Source organism: Paenibacillus sp. HJGM_3, from assembly GCF_045062745.1.
GTDB lineage: Bacteria > Bacillota > Bacilli > Paenibacillales > NBRC-103111 > Paenibacillus_AA.
On the sequence record NZ_JBJGED010000005.1, the window covers coordinates 60,880 to 82,006 of the forward strand.

General features: G+C 56.1%; 17 protein-coding genes and 1 pseudogene. 9 read left to right on the forward strand and 9 right to left on the reverse strand.

Annotated features, from left to right (window positions below; translation table 11 throughout):
- Positions 1-11: 11 nt before the first annotated feature.
- From ACI5FR_RS07325 to tlp, 3 genes are all read left to right on the forward strand, one after another.
- The gene (locus ACI5FR_RS07325) at positions 12-3,722 is read left to right on the forward strand and encodes an FIMAH domain-containing protein (protein ID WP_405452382.1); all 3,711 of its coding nucleotides are present in this window, start codon (positions 12-14) and stop codon (positions 3,720-3,722) included.
- Between the two features lie 80 nt (positions 3,723-3,802).
- Positions 3,803-5,068, forward strand: coding sequence for an FAD-binding protein (locus tag ACI5FR_RS07330; RefSeq protein ID WP_405452385.1), 1,266 nt, complete (start codon positions 3,803-3,805; stop codon positions 5,066-5,068).
- A gap of 81 nt (positions 5,069-5,149) precedes the next feature.
- A complete protein-coding gene (gene tlp, locus ACI5FR_RS07335; protein ID WP_405452388.1) occupies positions 5,150-5,365 on the forward strand; it encodes a small acid-soluble spore protein Tlp in 216 nt (71 codons plus the stop codon).
- Between the two features lie 51 nt (positions 5,366-5,416).
- Here the strand turns inward: tlp and ACI5FR_RS07340 are convergent, their stop codons facing one another.
- From ACI5FR_RS07340 to ACI5FR_RS07380, 9 genes are all read right to left on the reverse strand, one after another.
- On the reverse strand, positions 5,417-5,563 hold the full coding sequence (locus tag ACI5FR_RS07340; RefSeq protein WP_405452981.1) for a hypothetical protein: 147 nt from the start codon (positions 5,561-5,563) through the stop codon (positions 5,417-5,419).
- Positions 5,564-5,615: 52 nt separating this feature from the next.
- Entirely contained in the window at positions 5,616-6,701 is a 1,086-nt protein-coding gene (locus ACI5FR_RS07345; protein ID WP_405452391.1) for a Ger(x)C family spore germination protein, read from the reverse strand.
- The gene (locus ACI5FR_RS07350; RefSeq protein ID WP_405452394.1) at positions 6,694-7,797 is read right to left on the reverse strand and encodes a GerAB/ArcD/ProY family transporter; all 1,104 of its coding nucleotides are present in this window, start codon (positions 7,795-7,797) and stop codon (positions 6,694-6,696) included. The genes ACI5FR_RS07345 and ACI5FR_RS07350 overlap by 8 nt, the downstream gene beginning before the upstream one ends.
- Positions 7,769-9,253 carry a spore germination protein gene (locus ACI5FR_RS07355; protein ID WP_405452396.1) on the reverse strand — a complete coding sequence of 495 codons (1,485 nt, stop codon included), beginning with the start codon at positions 9,251-9,253 and terminating at the stop codon, positions 7,769-7,771. Before ACI5FR_RS07355 ends, ACI5FR_RS07350 begins: the two co-directional genes overlap by 29 nt.
- 131 nt (positions 9,254-9,384) lie before the next feature.
- Positions 9,385-10,323 carry a DUF4871 domain-containing protein gene (locus tag ACI5FR_RS07360; protein ID WP_405452399.1) on the reverse strand — a complete coding sequence of 313 codons (939 nt, stop codon included), beginning with the start codon at positions 10,321-10,323 and terminating at the stop codon, positions 9,385-9,387.
- A 4-nt stretch (positions 10,324-10,327) separates the two neighbouring features.
- Positions 10,328-10,879 (reverse strand): RNA polymerase sigma factor, encoded by a 552-nt coding sequence (locus ACI5FR_RS07365; protein ID WP_405452401.1) that lies wholly within the window; start codon positions 10,877-10,879, stop codon positions 10,328-10,330.
- A gap of 111 nt (positions 10,880-10,990) precedes the next feature.
- Positions 10,991-12,214 (reverse strand): ornithine--oxo-acid transaminase, encoded by a 1,224-nt coding sequence (locus ACI5FR_RS07370; RefSeq protein ID WP_405452403.1) that lies wholly within the window; start codon positions 12,212-12,214, stop codon positions 10,991-10,993.
- Positions 12,215-12,231: 17 nt separating this feature from the next.
- A complete protein-coding gene (gene rocF / locus ACI5FR_RS07375; protein ID WP_405452406.1) occupies positions 12,232-13,158 on the reverse strand; it encodes an arginase in 927 nt (308 codons plus the stop codon).
- A gap of 8 nt (positions 13,159-13,166) precedes the next feature.
- Positions 13,167-14,102 (reverse strand): proline dehydrogenase family protein, encoded by a 936-nt coding sequence (locus ACI5FR_RS07380; RefSeq protein WP_405452409.1) that lies wholly within the window; start codon positions 14,100-14,102, stop codon positions 13,167-13,169.
- A 170-nt stretch (positions 14,103-14,272) separates the two neighbouring features.
- On the opposite strand from ACI5FR_RS07380, the gene pruA reads away from it, so the two are divergent.
- The 6 genes and pseudogenes from pruA (at position 14,273) to ACI5FR_RS07410 (ending at position 21,123) form a co-directional block, all read left to right on the forward strand.
- Complete coding sequence (gene pruA / locus ACI5FR_RS07385; protein ID WP_405452412.1) at positions 14,273-15,823, forward strand: L-glutamate gamma-semialdehyde dehydrogenase; 1,551 nt, start codon at positions 14,273-14,275, stop codon at positions 15,821-15,823.
- 133 nt (positions 15,824-15,956) lie between these two features.
- Positions 15,957-16,286: pseudogene (locus ACI5FR_RS07390) on the forward strand (hypothetical protein).
- A gap of 67 nt (positions 16,287-16,353) precedes the next feature.
- A complete protein-coding gene (locus ACI5FR_RS07395) occupies positions 16,354-17,823 on the forward strand; it encodes a protein adenylyltransferase SelO (protein ID WP_405452415.1) in 1,470 nt (489 codons plus the stop codon).
- A 140-nt stretch (positions 17,824-17,963) separates the two neighbouring features.
- Positions 17,964-18,653 (forward strand): response regulator transcription factor, encoded by a 690-nt coding sequence (locus ACI5FR_RS07400; RefSeq protein WP_405452418.1) that lies wholly within the window; start codon positions 17,964-17,966, stop codon positions 18,651-18,653.
- Complete coding sequence (locus ACI5FR_RS07405) at positions 18,646-19,971, forward strand: sensor histidine kinase (protein ID WP_405452421.1); 1,326 nt, start codon at positions 18,646-18,648, stop codon at positions 19,969-19,971. Before ACI5FR_RS07400 ends, ACI5FR_RS07405 begins: the two co-directional genes overlap by 8 nt.
- 75 nt (positions 19,972-20,046) lie before the next feature.
- Positions 20,047-21,123, forward strand: coding sequence for a hypothetical protein (locus ACI5FR_RS07410; RefSeq protein ID WP_405452423.1), 1,077 nt, complete (start codon positions 20,047-20,049; stop codon positions 21,121-21,123).
- Positions 21,124-21,127: the final 4 nt, after the last annotated feature.

Here is a 21,127-nt window from a genome sequence, read left to right on the forward strand (position 1 = left end):
GGATTGTAAAGATGTTGCTGAAGCGGTGGAAGCCTCAAGCTCGAAAACAAGCATTAAGCCGAATTGTTTCATTTGCTCTTACCGTATCCCTGATTCCTTTGTCCGCTTTTTCCGTCTCCACGGTCCACGCAGCTGGCTCAGACGCCCAAATGCCTGACGCATCGGTAACGAATGCCGTCTACATACCGGCCGCGCCAGGCTCGGTCAATCTGGTGGATCCGTCCCGGTTCACTCCTCAGCCGGGCGTGAATCTGAAGGCAAGCTCGGAAGCCGCGGATCATCCGGGAGCGGACGCTTTTCGCACGGGGGGCAGCGGGTACTGGCGCAATTCCAGCCCGAATGTCTACATGACCGACTATTCGCCGTCTACCTTGGCCTTAACACTTGATTTGGGCGCCCCCAAAACGATCGATAAGCTGTACCTGGAGCTCCCTAACTCGATCTCCAACATCCAAAGCAACGCCACTAGATTCGAGGTCTATTATTCGAACGACCCCGCATCTTGGGCTAGTGCACCGACCGCTTCCGATTCCGCGTACAATTACGACTGGAGAGGGCACGGCTGGACGCTGGCCGGCGGGACGGAGACGGAAGGCTTGTGGTCATATGTCACGTACAACGGGCAGCAGTGGGGATACGACACGAAGACATTCCTATACCCGTTCACGGCCCGTTACGTGATGATCAACACGGTCCTGGTTGGTCCCCGCGACAAGCGGGTGAACGATAGCAGCTCGATGATAGGACTATCCGGCTTGGCCATCTATGGCAAAGACAAGGTGGCGAATGCAACCTCTCTGTCACCGGAGAAAGCCACTTACAGTACGTGGGATCAGTCCGCCCCTGTTTCTACTCAAATCAACCTTGCGGCCGGACAGATCCTAACGAGTGTGACGAAAGGCGAAACTACACTTCGTTCTAATGTGGATTACTCGGTTTCGGGCAATACGGTAACATTTGCTCACCCATACTTGGCCAAGCTGCCGCTCGGCACGAATGAGTTTGCCTTTCATTATAACAACGGCGCGCCTTCCATTTTCGCACTGGACGTTACCGCGCGCGGGTACGGAGACCATTACAAGACGATCAGGATGAATGCGATTGAAGGCGTCTCTCCCTACAACGTATTGGGCGGCGCCATGAGGACCGACGAGCCGGTGGAGGGGCTGACCAAGCGGATCCGGGACGCCTATCACGCATATTACGGTGATCAACCTCAGGCGACAGCCGCCGATAACCACATACAGAGTGTTTGGGACAGCACCTTGCAAAAACAAGTGTTCCAGATTACGGCACACGGCCGAGGCTTGAATAACGAATATCTGGATCGTGTGCGCGATGGAGAATATGGGCATAAAGGTGTGTTTGACTGGAATCTAGGCTATGTCGTCGACGGAGCGGCATTCAATGACCGGCAACGGATCGAAATTCGCCCTAGCGAAGATTCCACCGGTGATTTCGTAGCTTATGAAGGCGATCTGGTCTCCTACGGATGGCTCTGGAATATTCCGGACGGCAATCAATGGAATCAATCGAACTTCCGGCATCTTTTCCAGCTGAAGGCGGTGAACCGCCAATTGGCGGATACATTGCCCGGAGGCAACAGCGGCGGCGAGAACGGTGCCTATATCCTCGCGATGTCGATCTCCGGTACTACTAACCGGGATCTCGTCGTGAATCATAACCGATATGACGGCGACAAGACGCTGATGAGAATTCCACTCAAGGACATCGGCAGCCACTGGATTAAGGTGGAGCTGAACGCATTGATTTCCGACAGCGGCTGGTTAACGATTAAGATTACCGACATGGTAACCGGCAAAGTATACACCTATGACAGCCCGGACGTGTATCAAGTGTTCACGAATAAGGGCGCGACAGACGGAGTCAAAGACTTGTGGAGAAGACCGGAGCGAAGCGGAGGCTTCGAGACGGAATATCCGGCGGCATTCGATCAATATTTGCGGCCGAAATGGGGCATCTACCGCAGCTCAGCGAACGGCACGAATTCTGCGTACGACGCCGGACTTCAAATCGCCGACATCACCATAAGCAAGGTGGCGTCCGGACTGTCCTCCGTCAACCTGGCGCTGAATAAAAAAGCGTACAATGCAGGCTCCACCGCCGGTGCGAACCCGATTCAATTGCAGTCGGCTAGTGCCAATGAATTCGGCAACGCGAACAAGCTGACCAACGGCGTATTGGAAGACCCGACCAAATGGAATGTCACGAATGTGACCGCATTGGAGCAAATTGGAAATTATTCCTGGCTCGGTACCGACGGAGCGAGAAAAGGCAGCTTCATCCTCGATCTCGGTCAGGCGATGGATTTTAGCCAAATCCGGCTTTTCGCTAAATCCACCCGATTAAAAGGCGCCACCGTCTACGTATCGGACGACTACGGAACCCATACTGCGGCCGCCGAATTGGACGCGATGACGTTCAAGCAGGTGGATCGACGGACTGTTGAAGGCTACACGTTCGCAACGGGCAACACGAATGGAGGGGCAGATACGGAGGATGCCTCCTATCCGATCAATCTAGGGAAAACGTATCATTCCCGTTATATCAAAGTCACCGTGGAGAACGCGTCCGGCGGCAATGCAGGCACGGATTTGACCGGGCCCCCGCGCCTCACCCAGGTTCAAGTGTTCAATGCGCCGAGTCCTCCGCAAAATCTTGTTCTGGATACCAGTGGTCCAGCTAAAACGTTGAAGTGGGACGCCGACGTTATGAGCGAAGGCTACATGGTCTATAACGGCACTGCGGTCCTGTCCGATTTGCCCCAAGGCGCAACAAGCTATACGTTGCCCAGTACATTAGCCGATGTGTCCAAAGTAGCCGTACGCTCGAAGGGAACGGATTCGTATTCCCGCAAGGTTATGATTTCGGCGCCGGCCTTAGTGGCAGATCCGCAGGATACAACCTCTCCGGCGACGGAAGCACGCATCGATCCGGCTGTTCGGAACGGTTGGGTGAACAAGAACGCGTCGGTCACGCTGGCGGCTCATGACGCTCTCTCCGCCATAACGAAGACGGAGTATAAGGTAGGCGATACCGCGGATTGGCAGCTGTACACCGGGCCGATTGCTTTCCAGAATGACGGCGTCTACTCGTTGCTGTACCGTTCGGCGGATGGCGCAGGCAACGTCGAGCAGCCGAAGGAACTCGCCGTTCGGATCGACCAAACCAATCCGAGCTATGAATTGACGGCCAACGGGTCACCGCTGGCGGAAGGAGCAGTCTTTGCGGACGACCGAATGCTCACGCTGCTCTTGACGGCGAACGACGCGTTGTCCGGCATTGAAAGCCAGGAGTTGGCCTTGGACGGCCAGCCTCTAGCGAACGGAGCTCCCGTTGATCTTGCCGGCCGGCTAGGCGTCCATACGCTGAAGATCGTAATTACCGACAAGGCCGGAAATGTGACGGAGGCTTCTGTCGCATTCACCGTCGCGACTACCGCCGAAGGGATTGCGAGCCTGATGGACCGATATATCGAGACCGGCGCATTGAAGGGTCCGCTCGTTCCGCAATTGCGCAACAGCCTGGATCAGGCTCTGCACCAATTAGGCAAGGGTGATTCCGAGAAGGCGGCCAAACATATGGAAGATTTCCTGAAGCATCTGAATAACGAGGCGATGGGGGATCACGTTTCCGGCGCTGCGAAGGCTGTCCTCACGGCTGACGCCAACGCGTTGATTTCAGCTTGGTCGGCGAAGTAGAGAAGCCTGATAGCAGGCTGCATCGAGCAACAAGGAGAAGGAAGAGAGATGTCGAACTTCATAGTGAGGTGAAGTGCGATATGGTCAATAATGTCAACTGGGCAGGGAACTACAAGTATAACGCATCGCAACTCCAAGTGCCCGAGAGCATGGAACAAATTCAGGATCTGGTGGCGCGCCACAGTCAAGTGAAGGTGCTGGGCACGCGTCACTCGTTTAACAGCATTGCCGACACCAACGGCTGTCATCTGTCGCTTCAGCAGTTCAATCGGGTGACCGCCTTGGACCGCACGCATCATCGAGTAACCGTCGAAGCTGGTGTCCGGTACGGAGACTTGTGCCGCTACCTTCACGATCACGGCTATTCCCTTCACAATCTGGCCTCGCTCCCGCATATCACCGTTGCAGGCGCTTGTGCGACGGCGACGCACGGATCGGGGGATCGGAACGGCAACCTCTCTACCGCGGTTCATGCCCTGGAGGTCGTGAAAGCGGATGGAGCGTTAGTCGAGTTCTCCCGCGATCAACGGAACGAGGATATCGACGGTGCGGTCGTTGGGCTCGGGGGATTGGGTGTAGTCACCAAACTCACATTGAACGTGATCCCGGCATTCCGGATGAGTCAGCGTGTCTACGAGCAATTGCCGTTGACGCAGCTGGAACGGCACTTGGACGATATTTTCTCCAGTGCCTACAGCGTCAGTCTTTTCACGGATTGGAAGCACGCGGCGTTCAATCAAGTTTGGCTGAAAGAAATCATAGCCGATCAAGCCTCCGTCGAGGATCGGCCTGAGTTTTACGGCGCGACCCGCGCAAACGTGCATCTCCACCCGGTGCCCGGTCTCACGGCGGAGAATTGCAGTGAACAGTTGGGCATTCCCGGTCCCTGGTACGAACGGCTTCCGCACTTTCGCATGGAGTTCACCCCGAGCGCCGGAGAGGAGCTGCAATCGGAATATTTCGTTCCGCGCCACGAGGCGTATTCGGCCTTATGCGCGATTGACCGGCTGAGGGAGCGCATAGCGCCATTGCTCCATGTATCCGAGATTCGAACGATCGCCGGCGACCATTTGTGGATGAGCCCGTGCTACAAGCGGGACTCGGTTGGGATTCATTTTACTTGGAAGGCGAACTGGGAGGCCGTCCGGCAACTATTGCCGGTTATCGAGCGCCAGCTTGAACCTTTCCATGCCCGTCCTCACTGGGGCAAACTGTTCGCCATGCCGCCGGCTCATGTACAATCCCTTTATGAAAAGCTCCCAGACTTTCAGCACTTGCTCCTGCGCTGCGATCCCCGAGGCAAGTTCCGCAATGGCTTCTTGAGCCAATACGTGATGGGACAATAACGCATAAAAGCGCTGGCCGCCGATCACAATACTTGTTAGGCGCCGGGTCGGCGACCACTACGATCAGGAGGACGTATCCAAATGGCAAAGCCGGACAATCGCGCGGATAACGTAGAGCATCTGCAGGAGCATATTCAGAATACGCTGCAAAACCTGGACGAGGCCGAGGAGTATCTAAACGAATTCGGTTCCGAAATCAGCAGCGAGGAGAGCAGCCAGATTCAAGAGAAGAACGAGCGGCGCAAACAAAGCATAGAGAACTTCCGCGAGGAACTGAAGGACGAAGCGAATCGATAAATGCAAATAAAGGTTGATCTACATCCCAGTAGGTCAACCTTTATTGATGTTTTAGTCCTCCTGCGTTAGGTCCACATACAGGCGGGTCACCGACGTGGATTCCCCCCGCTGCACTTCTTCCTCGGATGCTTTCTCTTCCAGCTCGTCGTGCATGTTCATGCCTGGCGCGATTGTAGGTTCTTCATGTTTGTTCTCCAATGGGATCACCTCCGTGGATATCATTGGCCGAATGGCTGGAAGTCATACATGTTTAGCTCATAATCCCGGTTCCGACAATCCTCACGTTAATTTGAGGCTCGAACCGAACTTTGGGGTACTCCTCGTCCCACTTCATCCGTTTCCACTGCTTCGGGTGAAAAGCTTGCACGATCCGTCCGATGCCGAGTGCGTCGCATTTCCCGGCTTGCAGCTTTTCGAATATACGCTTCGCCCGGTCGGTCAGTTGTTCCTCATACTCCCGCTCCAATTTACGTTGCCGTTCTTCTTGTTCCAGTTTGTCCAACGGATATTCAAGCATTTGTAAATCCAGGTTCAGGCTGAGTTTGGCGGATACATGTCCGTTTTTCGAATCGACGTCCAAATCCCGCTTCATGTGAACCGTATTGGATGTCGCATACCCTTTGATCCCCGATGCTTCTCCGGTGTGAATTTTGAGTTGAACCGTGTCGGCCAGCTCCCCCTTCATCAGCAGGAGAAGCTCGGTATCGTCTTTCGAGAGCTTACCCGTATAATACTCCTGATGGAACATGGCGCTTCCGCCTATAACAATCTGTTTAGTGTCATCCATCGTTAAAAACGGAAGCAAGTTGTCTTGTCCGTTATCGAATAAGATCGTACACGTGTTCTGGACATTCGTTTTAGGGATCGAAGTCGACTTTTCCATGGATGTGAAGAAACCGTCGAATTTACGCATGGCGGGACTGTCGGCATATTGGTTCAGCATCTTTTCCACGGTTCCTTCAACAATTCCGATTTTCGCGTTCAAAGCGCTTTTAGGATCTCGGTATAGCACGTCCAAGTATGGATAGATCCCTTTTTTCGCCGCTTCTTCGGAGATCAGCACGACCCGATTTTTGGAGGAATCTATGTTGCCCGGCAACCGCTGGTTTGCATGCAGCTTTGTGTCCCTTGGCGTCTCGCCCTCGACGCTCGTAACGATTGTTTTTTTATTGCTTGTAACCAGCGTAAAGGTCGTTCTTACTTTCCCGTTCTCCGCCAGGTCCACGCCATACCCCAGTTGAATAATCGACCGGCTCAGCAAGTTTTGGTCCCAACAGCCCGAGAGCAGGGGAAGGATGAGCAGCCATAGCCATTTGCCTTCAGAATGATTACTCATAGGAGTGCACCTCCGTTCGCTTCCGGAACCGGGCTACGATGAGCAACAACGCCGGAATCCCGGCTAAAACGACAAAGGAAGTATATTCCAATATTTTCCTAAGGAGCTTCATTACATCTTGTCCGGTCGCGAATAATGCGATGAGATAGCAGGCGAGGCATATGGCGATAATCACCGGCTTGCGTTTCAATCCCAATAACCGATGGATCGCTGACGAAGCGAGAAACAAATAGCCCGCGCTCGTTCCCAATATGATGATCAACCACACGGAAAAGAACAGAAGGTCGGGCCGTTCGGCGATTTTGAACGAGACCGCCTTCAACATATACAGCACCGGCTCCGGGACAAGCTTGCTTTCCTCGGAGCTGAAAGCCACGGTGCCGGCAATGGCCAGATAGACGTAATAAAGCATAACGGCTGCGTTAGCAGAACAAATGACCCCAAGCTTCTGCGCAGCCGTCCCTCGCGAGAGGGCATACGTGACGAAGATCGATTCGAAGCCGAGGAAGCCGAAGAACGCTTCTTTAGCCCCTTTCATAATCGGAACGAATCCGGCATCTCCGACAGGAAGCAGATAGAGCCAATGCCCGTGCACCATAGGGATGAAGCCCAGTACTAGCGGGAAGAGGAGCAGCAGGGAGCTAAGCGTCAAAAATCGGGCTAGCACTCGAGCCGGTTCAACGGCCACATAGCCGATACATAGCACCGGGAAGAAGAGCAGAGCCCATTGAGGCGTTAATGGAAGCACCCAGACGTGTATCAGACGTGTGATCTCGATCAGCGTATACTGCACCAGAAGGCAAAAATAGAACGCGCACAGGACGATCGCCAGTTTGCCTCCAAGGCGTCCAAGCAGTTTTACCGCGATCTGAAACAAGTCCTGCCGCGGATATTGGCGCATCAGCAGCCAGATGAGGAGAATCAATAGCTGTGTAGCCACACCTGCCGCTAAAACGGACAACCATCCATCGTGCCCAGCATTTTTTCCCGTGATATACGAAATCCGAAGGGCCGCGAATCCGATCTGAATATTGATAGTAACGAAGAACAGCTGATGCAAATAGAGACTATTTGGTTTTGCGTTGCTTGCTTTCATGACCGGCCCACTTTCTTGTTGAGGCTTGGGAACGTTTCCGTCGAGTGCGCAAGAAACTAGGTCTTGTGTTCATGAGCCATTGAGGAAGCCGAACGAATGTATCCTTAATATCGCTCCACTTGAACGGTGCGGTGCCCGCCAAGAAGGGGGTCCCGAACGACTCCAGCTTACATAGGTGGATGCAAACCAAAGTAAATCCGAACGAGATGCCGAGAATCCCGAAGAGCGAAGCCAGAATCATGAAAGGGAAGCGGAGCAGTCGAACGGCCAAGCTCATTTCATTGGATGGTACGACGAAGGACGCGATCGCCGTTACTGCCACGACGATAATCATCACGCTGGAGACAAAACCCGCTTTTACAACGGCATCGCCGATGACGAGGCCGCCCACGATGCCGATCGTCTGGCTGATCGGGGTAGGAAGCCGAATCCCCATCTCCCGCAGCAGCTCGATTGTAATCTCCATCAGCATCGCTTCCACGATCGGGGGAAACGGGATGTCGCGCACTGCACTCTGCATAGGCAAAATAAGCTCATTCGGCACAATTTCGAAGTGATAGGAAATAACGGCTATGTAGATGGCGGGCAAAGAGAAGGCCAAGAAGAAACTGAACACGCGAATCATCCGGAAAAAGGAGCCGACCATCCATCTAGAGTTATAGTCATCCGGCGATTGATATAAGGCTGCGAACGTCACCGGCATAATAAGCGAAGTGGGCGAGCCCTCCATCAGGACGGCTACACGACCCTCCATCAAATTGGCGGCAACCCGGTCCGGTCGTTCGGTGTGCAAGATTTGAGGGAAGAGCGACCAAGGATTTTCCTCGATCAGATCCTCCGCATAGTCGGCCGAGAACGCATCGTCGCTATGGATCGATTTCAACCGCCGCTCCACCTTACGGACGAGACGGGGGTTTACGATTTCATCCATGAATATTACCGCGGTTTTCGTTTTTGTTTCTGTGCCTAAGAAATAATATTTGATCGTAAGCTTCTCGCTCGTAATTTTTCGGCGGATCAAATTCAGATTGATCGACATCTGTTCGACCATCCCCTCGTGCGAGCCCCGCACGACTTTCTCGTTCTGCGGTTCCATGATGCTGCGGGTGTATGTAGTGTCGACTTGTACGGCCGCCCCCAACGGCTCGGTTTCCGAACAAACCAAGCAATATCCGAGCAGAACGAGGTCTATGGCTTGTTTCAGGGTCGTAACCGGTGCGACATTCGTTCCCCCAAGAGCATGCAAGATTGGCATGCCTAATGCTTGGGACAGGGGAAGAACGATCGAATCTCGGATTTTGTCGGAATCGACCAAGGGCTCCAGATAGACGAGAACGGTTCTCGAATCCAGCGTACTCGACTGCAGAACACTAAGTACGAGATCGTCCGTGTGGTGAAAAGCCTCTTGCAATTGTTGCAGCCGTTGCTCCAGTCCGATAGCGGGGGCCGGTTCCATAAGATCCCTCCTTACGAGCATAGTTTCTCAGCGGTGGAAGGGAAATATGCAGGAGCAGCTGGATTCGCTGCATCAGACGAAAAAGACCGTCGATTGCATTCGACGGCCCATTCAGCCTGTTCACAGTGCAGCTACTTCACATCGACAACGATGCTTTCGATCAGGCGCCCGTTCACGAACGGCAACAATCGCCATAAACCGGGTTCTGGGAGTGACATCGAGGAAGGGAAGTGACGGTCGGCCCCATTATTCTCACCGGCAAGCGCATCAGCGGAGAAGACGTCGATCATCTGGTCGTCGCCTTGTTTCACCGCTTTCACGACGAATTTGCCGTTTAATTCCTCCGGCGGCCCCCAGAAATGCCACATGTATTTATTCGTCTTGCCGGCTAAAAAGCCGGGATCAATGAATCCCACTTTGTTCGCCACCCCCCTCATGAGATAGGTGCCGGATCGGAATTCCGGGCTGACTTCCCATGAAGGCTCCTGAACGGTCAGTTCGACGTTCGCATACGCTTGGCCGTCCAGCTCGAACTCATACCGCCATATTCCGCCGAGAGGCAGCGCGAACCGGGCGGTGAAGCGCCCCAAGCTCGGGTATCCGGGACTAGGCTCGGTGACAACCGTAGGGGGGATCGCTTGAACCGATTGTCCCGAACGCACATGGACGGCGCGGAGCGCCAGCCGCTTGCCTTGGAAAGCTTCGAACGGAGCCGTGAACGAGAACATATACCCTGCGGTTTTGCCGGCTTGCAGCTCCGGATCGGGAAAAGCGGAGAGCAGCAGCTTCCCGTGATCGTAGTATTGAGTCTTCTCTATAATTCTGGAGCCCGGGGGTGGTGAGTCTATACGGGCTTTCTCGTCATGAGGCAGCGCCAGCAAGGCGATCAGAAGCGAAGCCCCGACGGTGAGCAGGGAGGCGGAGATCAGGAATCCTTTTCGCTTGGACCGGCGCTTGGCAATCCGGCTTATCACCTTCGCTTGCCGGTCGGCAGTGAAACGTGTTTTGACGAATGGAGACGGCTTCATCCGCTCCGCCCATACCCATTGCGGCTGTTCGTTCGGCTCCATGGCTTCAATCTCCTTTCCGCGCATCGTCCATGTACTCGGCAAGCTTGTTTTTCGCCCGGTTCGCTCGGGACTTGACCGTACCTTCGGACACCTGCAGCATTCCCGCGATTTCTTTGACGGACAACCCATAATGATATGACAGGATGAGAACCTCGCGGAATTTGCGAGGCAGCTTCATCACTTGCGTCCACAATTCCCGGCTCTCCAGCCGGTCGAACAGCACCTGCTCCGCGGAGGGAGCCTGCTGCCCGGGGAAGAGGACGCCGAGAAGCGTTACTTTCCGGATAAACGAGCTTTTCATATAATTCAACGACTTGTTGCGTGTGATCGTGAGCAGCCAGCTTTTCACGGAGCAATCCCTACGGAAGGCGTAGAGCCGCGTATAGGCGATCAGGAACACATCTTGGGCAATATCATCGGCCAGATCGGACCGGCGCGTCAGGAAATAAGCGAACTTCCACACATCTTCGCCATACGTGACCATTAAGTCGCGGAGCACTTCATCCCGGTCGAACCCAGGCGCTAGATGCTGCAAGTAATGGGGATCGGAGTCCAAGTTGAGATCACCTCACCATATAAGACCACTCAACTCGAAAAAAGTTCCCGAAACTGACGAAGGAAGCATCTGGATTGGATAGGCTCGTTCAAGTGCTGCGGGCGTCGCCCGTCAAGGTGTAGGCTGATGAAGCACGGCATGAATACGCTCGCAGGCCCATTCGAGCTCCTCTCGCGTAATGACGAGCGGAGGGGCGAGCCGGATGATATTGCCGTGCGTCTCTTTGCAGAGTACGCCTGCCAACATGAGCTGCTCGCAGTAGGGTCTTGCCGGCACCGACAGCTCGAGGGCGATGAACAATCCGCGGCCTCGGACTTCGGTCAGGTGCGGGTTGCGAACGGCGGACAGCCGCTGCAGGAAGTAGGCGCCCAGCTCCGCCGAGCGCTCGGCGAGGTTCTCGTCTCGCATCACTTGCAGGGCGGAAGTCGCAACCGCGCAGGCTAACGGGTTGCCGCCGAAGGTCGAACCGTGTGAGCCCGGGTCGAACACGCCGAGCACTTCGCGGTCGGAGGCTACTGCGGAGATGGGGAATACCCCGCCCCCGAGCGCTTTGCCGAGGATGTAGACGTCCGGGACGACGTCTTCCCAGTCACAGGCGAAACGGCGGCCGGTTCGTCCGAAGCCGGTCTGGATCTCGTCGGCGACGGTGAGGACGTTATGGCGGCGGCACAGGTCGACGGCTTCGCAAACATAGCCCTCGCGAGGAATGCGGATGCCGGACTCGCCCTGGATCGGCTCGAACAGGAACGCCGCCGTGTTCGGACGAATCGCTTGCTGCAACGCTTGGATGTCGCCGAACGGGATGCTGGTGAACCCGGGTGTGAAGGGGCCGAAGCCGCGCCGGTACTCCGGGGACGATGAGAATGAGGTCACCGTGATCGTCCGGCCGTGGAAATTGCCGTCGCAGACGATAATTTCGGCCTGCCCCTCCGGGATGCCCTTGACATCGCAGGCCCAGCGGCGCACGGCTTTCAAGGCCGTCTCGACCGCCTCGGCACCCGTGTTCATCGGCAAGAGCTTCGGCTTTCCCGTATACGCGGCGAGCTGCTCCAGGAACGGGCCCATTGGCTCGTTGTGGAACGCCCGCGAAGTGAGCGTCACCTTGTCCGCCTGCTCCTTCAGCGCCCGGATGATCGCTGGGTGGCGGTGTCCGTGATTCAGCGCCGAGTAGGCGCTCAGCATATCCATATAACGCCGGCCGTCGGCATCTTCCACCCAAACCCCTTTGGCCCGGGAGATGACGATCGGGAGCGGATGGTAGTTAGAGGCGCCATAGATCTCCGTTTGCTTTATCGCACGGGAAGAGAGTGGCCCTGATTCAATTGGCTCTTCCATAGGTCATCCTCCACTTCTCACAAGATTTGCTGTCCCAGCAAAGAGCAGATAAGCCCAACGGCGAGGTGCGCCGTCTTCTCGTTCACATCCAGTGCGGGATTCACCTCCACGAATTCGGCGGACGTGACGATCCCGGCTTCGTACAGCAGCTCGAGGGCCAGATGCGCCTCGCGGAAGCTGAGCCCGCCGTTCACCGCCGTTCCGGTCCCGGGAGCTTCGAGCGGATCGAGGCAGTCTACGTCGAAGCTGAGGTGTACGCCGTCCGTTCCCGTACTAACACGCTCCATCGCTTCCTCCATGACACGGCCGATCCCTTTGCGATCGATGTCGTGCATCGTATAGCACGTGATGCCTTGGGAGCGGATGAACGTCTTCTCGGCAGGATCGAGCGAGCGCACTCCGATGAGAACGATATGCTCCGGCTTGATTTTGGGAGAGTCGCCTCGGATCCCGGTGAGAGCGGGGTGCCCCAACCCGAGACTGACCGCGAGCGACATGCCGTGTATGTTGCCGGAGGGGGTCGAATGCTCGGTGTTCAGATCGGAATGGGCATCGAACCAGATGACGCCCAAATTCCGGTAATGGTCCGCCAGGCCGGCGATCGTACCGATGGCGATGCTGTGGTCTCCGCCCAGCACGAGGGGAAATCGCTTGCCGGCCGCGGCTTGCGCGACCGATTCCGCAAGCGCCGCATTCACCTGCTCCACCTCCGCCAAGTACCGGAGCGTCGAGCTCGCTGCAGAGAGCGAAGCGTCGGGAGTGGCGAACGGAATGTGTCCCGGAACGGGGATGTCCCCCCGGTCGAGCATCGGGACGTTCAACTGCTGCAAGCGGCATTCCAATCCCGCCCGCATAATCGCACCTGGCCCCAAGCTCGCTCCACGGCGACCGGCGCCCAGATCGAACGGAACGCGGATCGTTTCGACCGTACCGACGTATGGCATATCGATCACTACCTCCTGATCATATTTTTCAATACGAACAACAGGTTGGCCGGCCTCTCGGCCAAGCGCCGGACGAAGTACGGATACCACATCCGGCCATAAGGCACGTAGCAGCGGATTTTGTAGCCTTCCCTCGCGAGACGCTCTTGCATCGTCGCCCGCACGCCATACAGCATTTGAAATTCGAAGGAGCTTCGCGGGATGCGCTCGCGGATCACCAAATCTTTCACCCAGTCGATGATGGCTTCGTCATGCGTCGCTATTGCCGTGTACCCCATCCGGCTGCGCAAGCGCGAGCCGATCATGCGCTTGAAGTTCGCGTCCACATCCGCCTTCAGCGGGTAGGCGATGTGCCTCGACTCCTTGTAGGCGCCTTTGACCAGCCGCAGATTGTAAGTGCGCAGTCGGCGTACATCTTCTTCGGTTCGGTACAAGCTCGCTTGCAGAACCGTACCCACATTGGTGAGACCTTCGCCGTGCAACCGGCGCATGATGTCGATCGTGGCGTCGGTGTAAAGCGAATTTTCCATATCGAGCCGGACAAAATTGCCGAGCGCCCGCGCCTTCACCACAATGCTGCGAATGTAAGCCAAGCATGCTTGCGGATCGAGCGCCAGCCCCATCTGGGTCGGCTTCAGAGATACGTTGGCGTTCACCCCGGAGTCGCGGATGCCGTCCAACAGGAGCCAATATTGTTCGCGGTACGAATCCGCTTCTTCCAAGCGGCGGATGCCTTCTCCCAGATGGTCGAGCGTCGCGACAATGCCTTGGGCGTTCAGCCAGCGGACTTGCCTCAGCGCTTCCTCCAGCGTCTCGCCGGCGACGAATTTACCCGCTCCGAGCTGCAGCCCGTACTTTAACGCCAACGACTCGATCGCCCGGTTCCCGGCCAATGCCAAGAGCGAGGAGCGAAACAGCTTATTGCCGATATTTCCGAGTTCCATCTTTTTTCATCCCCCTTACTTGTGACTGACCCGAGTGCGAATTGATCGGATATTTCAGATAATTCAGTGTATTAACGGGCGGCCTTTAAAGTGCTTCGCATGTTTGCCGTACCTTTCTCTTACAATGTTGTATGGACCAAAAACGTGAAACGACAAGGGAGGGCATCCTCATGCTGGAACCGTACCGCAATGAGCCGTTTACCGATTTTACCCTGGAGTCGAACCGACAAGCGTTCGCCGCCGCCTTGCGGCAAGTGGGTGCCGAGCTGGGCCGGGAATACGGCCCTGTCATCGGAGGAGAGCGGGTGTCCGCAGGCGGGCGCCGGGCGAGCTCGATCAACCCGGCAGATACGCAGCAAGTGGTGGGCATCGTCGCACAGGCAGATCGGGCCTTAGCCGAACGAGCGATTCAAGCGGCGGCCGGAGCGTTCGAGACATGGAAGCGAGTGCCGCCGAGTGCCCGGGCCCGCTGCTTGTACAAAGCCGCGGCCCTGCTGCGTCGCCGCAAGCACGAGTTCTCCGCCTGGATGGTGTACGAGGCCGGCAAGAGCTGGACGGAATCGGACATCGATACCGCCGAAGCGATCGACTTCATGGAGTTTTACGGGAGGGAGATGGAACGCCTTGCCGAGAGGCAGCCACTGACGCGCATTCCCGGCGAAGACAACGAGCTCACTTACATTCCGCTCGGCGTCGGTGTCATCATTCCGCCGTGGAATTTCCCGCTCGCGATTATGGCCGGCATGACGACGTCCGCAATCGTATGCGGCAATACGGTCGTCCTGAAGCCCGCCAGCCCTACGCCGGTCATCGCGGCGAAGTTCGTCGCGCTGCTGGAGGAAGCGGGCGTCCCAGCGGGGGTCGTGAATTATTTGCCGGGATCGGGGAGCGAAGTCGGGGATTACCTTGTGGACCATTCGCAGACACGGTTCATCAGCTTCACCGGGTCGCGGGAGGTGGGCCTTCGCATCAACGAACGGGCCGCCAAGACGAATCCGGGGCAGAAGTGGATCAAGCGGGTCATCGCCGAGATGGGCGGCAAGGATACGATTATCGTCGACAGCGACTGCGATCTCGACCTCGCCGCGGAAGCGGTCACCCTGTCGGCGTTCGGCTTCTCCGGGCAGAAATGTTCGGCTTGCTCCCGGGTCGTCGCCTTGCGAGAAGTCCACGATGCCCTGTTAGAGAAAGTAGTCGCGCGCACCCGCCAGCTCATCGTAGGTCAGCCGCTAGAGCCCTCCACCTACATGGGGCCGGTGATTGACGACAAGGCGATGGGCAAAATTATGGGCTACATCGAAATCGGGCGGGAGGAAGGAACCATCGTGCTGGGCGGCGGACAAGGCGACCCGCGCGGCTATTATGTCGAGCCGACGATTATAGCCGATGTCGCGCCTGAGGCGAGAGTGGCGCAGGAGGAAATATTTGGGCCCGTACTGGTCTTCCACCGAGCGGAGACGTTCGACGAGGCGATCGCGATCGCGAACCGGACCGAATATGGATTGACCGGTGCCGTGATCTCGCGGAACAGGGCCCACTTGGAGCGGGCACGTGACGAGTTCCATGTCGGCAATCTGTACTTCAACCGCAAGTGCACCGGTGCATTGGTCGGAGTGCACCCGTTCGGCGGATTCAATATGTCGGGCACCGATTCCAAGGCCGGCGGCCGCGACTATTTGCTGCTGTTCACGCAAGCCAAAGTCGTGTCTGAAAAGCTGTAGTTATCGCATAGACACCGTACGGAGAAAGCACTCGTCAGAGTGCTTATTCCTTTTGGAATGAGCTGCACTTGATTTCAATCGGAGCTATGGTAGACTTTTCCTAGCAGCAGGCAATAGGGAGGGAGCCGTTTCGATGAATTTTGAACTGAAGGAAGCGATTGAGGTTCTGGAGAGTACGCCCCGCTTGTTGGAGCAGTTTTTATCCGGTTTGTCCGAGGCTTGGCTGCAACACCATGAAAAAGAAGGAACATGGAACGTCTCCGAAGTGGTCGAGCACCTCTAAGCCCATCTGGAATTAACGGGCACCCACCATGCATTCGGGGAAGTGAGATTACGGGAATTGTTGTCCACCTGGGTTGTTCATGACCTAACACACCTCTCCCAAATCGTGAGAGTGATGGCCGATCGATATAGGGAAGACGTGGGACCATGGAAAGCATACTTAGGGATCTTGAAGAAATAATAGTTAGGAATGCATGTTGAACCGCAATAAACGATGGCAAAATGACCGAAAAGAAGAAGGAGTTACGATGACAAAAGCAATCATAGAGACCGGTTGGAACTTCGACAACAGCTATGCCCGACTGCCGGAATCTTTATTTTCCAAACTCAACCCTACTCCCGTTCGCGCGCCCAGGCTGATCATGCTGAACGAACCGCTCGCTGCTGCACTTGGGCTGAACGCGGAAGCCTTGCAAGACGACGATGGCGTCGCCGTGCTGGCCGGGAACCGGATTCCCGAAGGGGCGTTGCCGCTCGCTCAAGCCTATGCAGGACATCAATTCGGGTATTTCACGATGTTAGGGGACGGCCGGGCTCTGCTGCTCGGCGAACAGATCACTCCCAAGGGCGAGCGGTTCGATATTCAGCTGAAAGGTGCCGGCCGAACGCCATATTCCCGCCGTGGCGACGGCCGGGCGGCGCTTGGCCCGATGCTGCGCGAATACATCATCAGCGAAGCGATGCACGCGCTTGGGATCCCTACGACCCGCAGCCTGGCGGTCGTCGCGACCGGCGAATCGATCATCCGGGAAACCCATCTGCCGGGAGCAATCTTGACCCGAGTGGCAGCCAGCCATCTGCGTGTCGGCACGTTCCAATTTGTAGCCAAATGGGGCTCACGTCAGGATCTTCGCACTTTGGCGGATTACACGCTGCAAAGGCATTTTCCAGAAGCGGATGGCGAGGAGAACCGTTATCTAACTTTGCTCCGGGAAGTCATCAAGCGACAGGCGGCCTTGATTGCCCAATGGCAGCTCGTCGGCTTTATTCACGGGGTGATGAACACCGACAACATGGCGCTCAGCGGTGAAACGATCGATTACGGTCCGTGCGCCTTCATGGACGCCTATAATCCGGACACGGTATTCAGCTCGATTGACTCGCAGGGCCGGTATGCCTACGGCAATCAACCGCCTATAGCCGCGTGGAATCTCGCGAGATTGGCGGAAGCTATGCTGCCGCTGCTGCATGACGACGAGGAGCAGGCCGTCCAGCTGGCGCAAGATGCGATCTCGGAGTTTGCCGAGTTGTTTCGCCGCCACTGGCTCGCGGGCATGAGGGCCAAACTGGGCCTGCTGAACGAAGAACCGCAGGATGAATCTTTGATCGATGACCTTCTCGCGATGATGCACAAATATAGGGCCGACTATACGAATACATTCCGTGCCCTGACGTTCGATAAGCCCGGGGAGACCGTGCTGACCGGCACTCCGGAATTCGAGTCTTGGCATGCGCTGTGGCAGAAGAGACGGACTGATCAGACGGAACCGATGACCTCGTCCCATCAATTGATGCGCAACAGCAATCCGGCGATAATCCCTCGCAACCACCGGGTGGAAGAAGCACTGGAAGCCGCGGTTAACGATGGAGACTTCAGCGTGATGAAGCGTCTGTTGGAAGCGTTGGCGAGTCCTTACGCGCACACCCTGGAGCAAGAGGAATTCGCCGCCCCGCCCGAGAGCTGCGCCACTCCATACCGAACGTATTGCGGGACATAACCGTCCTTGAGGCCACTCCGTTGAGTGGCTTTTTTTCTGCGCTTCCATGCCCATTTTTCATATTGCTTTCATTTTTCCCTGCTATAGTTAGGTTATAAACTTACGGAGGCCGACTGGTTCGGCCGAGGAGGAATCGTACAATGCGAATTCTTCTGGCGGAGGACGACGAGACGCTGGGGGAACTGACGGAACACCAACTCTTGCGGCGGTATCATGTGGTCGATTGGCTGAAAGACGGGATGGACGCTCGGCAGGCGATGGGGTCCGGCCGATACGACGTGTATGTGCTGGATTGGATGCTCCCCGGCATGACGGGCCTGGATTTGGTTCGGGATATCCGGGAGAGAGAGGACCACACGCCGATCCTGCTGCTCACGGCGCGAGACGCCGTGCAGGATCGTGTGGAAGGTCTTCGCGCGGGCGCAGACGACTATATGATCAAGCCGTTCGCATTCGAAGAGCTGGAAGCCCGTCTTGAAGCGTTGTTCCGGCGTCAGGAGCGCGGCATTCAACCTGATACGCTGCGTTTCGGAGCGTTGACCGCTCATCTGAATCGATACGAAGTGACCCGTGATGGAGAGGCCATTTCGCTTACCCGGCGCGAGTTTCAACTGCTCGTCTGCCTGATGCGTCATGCCGGTCAGGTACTCTCGAGGGAACAGCTCTTGGACCAGGTGTGGGGACTCGGAGCTGACGTTACGCTCAATACTGTAGACTCGACGGTCCGCTTGCTGCGCAAAAAAGTGGACGGGCCTTACCCGATCAAATGCATTCAAAGCGTGTATGGCGCCGGATACCGATTGACGACAGGGGGCGGATCTGATGTTTGAGCGCACCCGAAATCAGCTAACACGATTATTCTCGCTTACGATAGGCATTATTTTAGCGTTATCCGCCATTTTCTCCTTGTGGATGGTGCAATCTATACTTACGTCGAGGGAGAATAATCAGCTCTCGACGCTTAGCCGCCAATACGCCCAAGATATGCAAGGATTTATCAACTCTCCGAAAGGAGCCATATTGCTAGATCCGGCCCAGGATTTGATGAAAAAAAGCGCCGCGTTCGTTTCGAACGGCATGCAGCCTAGCCAGGCCGCTTGGGTACTCAGTCCCCAAGGTCAGATTGTCGTACAATCCACCTCAGAATACGAGAAAGTACAGTTCCCGGATCCTTCGTTATTGCCCGAATTGTTTAAGAGGGCGGACGGCGAGTACCGCAATGTGAGTTTCGAAGGGAGGACGTTTCGAATCGGCGGAACGAAGATCCCTTGGAAGGCAGGCGATAGCTACTTTCTGATCGTTGGGCAAGATGTGACGAATGATGTGGCCCTACTCGTCAAATTGAGGTGGGCGTTCGCCGGATTCGCCGTCGTCTTGCTGTTGGCGGGCGCTACCGCCGGTTACGTGCTCGCCGGTCGGGCGATGGTTCCGATCTCCGACGCCTTCCGGCGGCAGGAACAATTCACCTCGGACGCTTCTCACGAACTGCGTACGCCGCTCAGCATTTTGCGGTCCTCCGTGGAGGTGCTGAACGAGCAGCGAGAGCAGCTTCCCGAGTTTCACCGAAGCGTGCTCGTCAAGACGGGAAGCGAGATTCACCATATGAGCCGGCTCGTCGACAATCTGCTGCTTTTGGCGCGCAGCGACAACGGCCGGATTGAGCTCGCGAAGTCGACGTTCTCTCTGCGTGCTACGGTTCGGCAAGTCATCGAACAATTGGAACCGATTGCAGTGTCCAAGCGCGTGTTGCTGCGCTGGTCGGACGGTCCCGGATGCGCTGACACGGACGATGCACCTGTTCATGGCGACGAGGTGCGGATACGTCAACTTGCCATCATTTTGGCGGAAAACGCCATTCAGTACAATCGGGACGGCGGCTCCGTCATGTTTTCTGTGGAAGCCGGCCCCGATGAAACCTCTCTCGCCGTAACCGATACCGGAATCGGGATCCCGAGCGAACATTTGCCTCATATTTTCGAACGCTTCTATCGCATCGACCAAGCCCGGACGCGCCGCGCGGAAGGCACCGGACTCGGACTGGCCATTGCGAAGCAGATCGCGAACTCGCACCGTGGCAAACTACAAGTTTGGAGCGAGCCACAGGTCGGTACTACCTTCCGCGTGACCTTCCCCAACGTTGCAGACTAGTTTCAGATTGTTCCGTTACAGTTAGTCTTGCAACCGTCGCCAGACGGAATTTTACTTGAAGGAAGGTTGGATTCGATGCAGAAAAAATGGAAAGTTGCCGGAGCCGTACTCGCCCTAGCCGTTGCCATTCCCGCAACCGCTTATGCGGCCGATAGCCTAAGCTCCAAAGGCCCGGGGAAGGAGGGGGCATCCGACAAGACGGCCATTGAGCAGAAGGCGGCCATCGCTCAAAAGGGCACTCTGCCGGCGAAAGGAAAGGAGCTGGATCCGGGCATTTCCGAGCTTGCGGTTAAACTCGGGTTGGACAAAGCGGCTTATGAGCAAGCGATCAAGGACGGCAAATCGCTCGCCGACATAGCCGAAGAGAAGGGGATAGCCGTTCAACCTTTGATCGACCAACAGACCGAGCAGATCATAGCCCAAATCGAGCAAAAAATGAATCCGCAGACTGATGAAGAGAAGAGCAACATAAGGAAGAAAGCTACGCTGGAAGCGGAACGCATTATGAAGACACCGCTGTCCCAGCAGCACCAAAAGAAACCGGTGCTTGATTATAACTTGAAAGCGGCGTTCGACCTGCTCGGACTTGAAAAAGCGTCTTTCATCGAACAATCCGAGTCCGGCAAATCGCTCGCCGACATAGCAGCCGATCGGGGCATTTCTCGTCAACAGCTGATCGAGGCCCTGAGCTCCGATCTGGATACGCAAGCGGCCAAGCTCGTGCAAAGCCAATTGTTGACGCAAGAGCAAGCTGACCAAGTAAAGCAAGAGTTGCTGCAGAACATGGATCGGTTCGTGAACGAAGTCGCGCGGAAGGTCGGTGAGCCTCCGAAAGGAAAAGAGCTTGAGCAACAAAAAAAGCCGGGGCTCGATTATAATATCAAAGCGGCTTTCGACCTGCTGGGTCTTGACAAGGCGTCTTTCATTCAACAAGTGGAGTCCGGCAAATCGCTCGCCGACATAGCGGCCGATCGAGGCCTTTCCCGCCAGCAGCTGATTGATGCCTTGAGCTCCGATCTGGATGCGCAAGCGGCCAAGCTCGTGCAAAGCCAAGCGTTGACCCAAGAGCAGGCGGACAAAGAAAAGCAAGATTTGCTTCAGTCCATTGACAAATTCATCGAGAGTAAAAATGAGCTAGTCCAGAAAAAATAGTTTT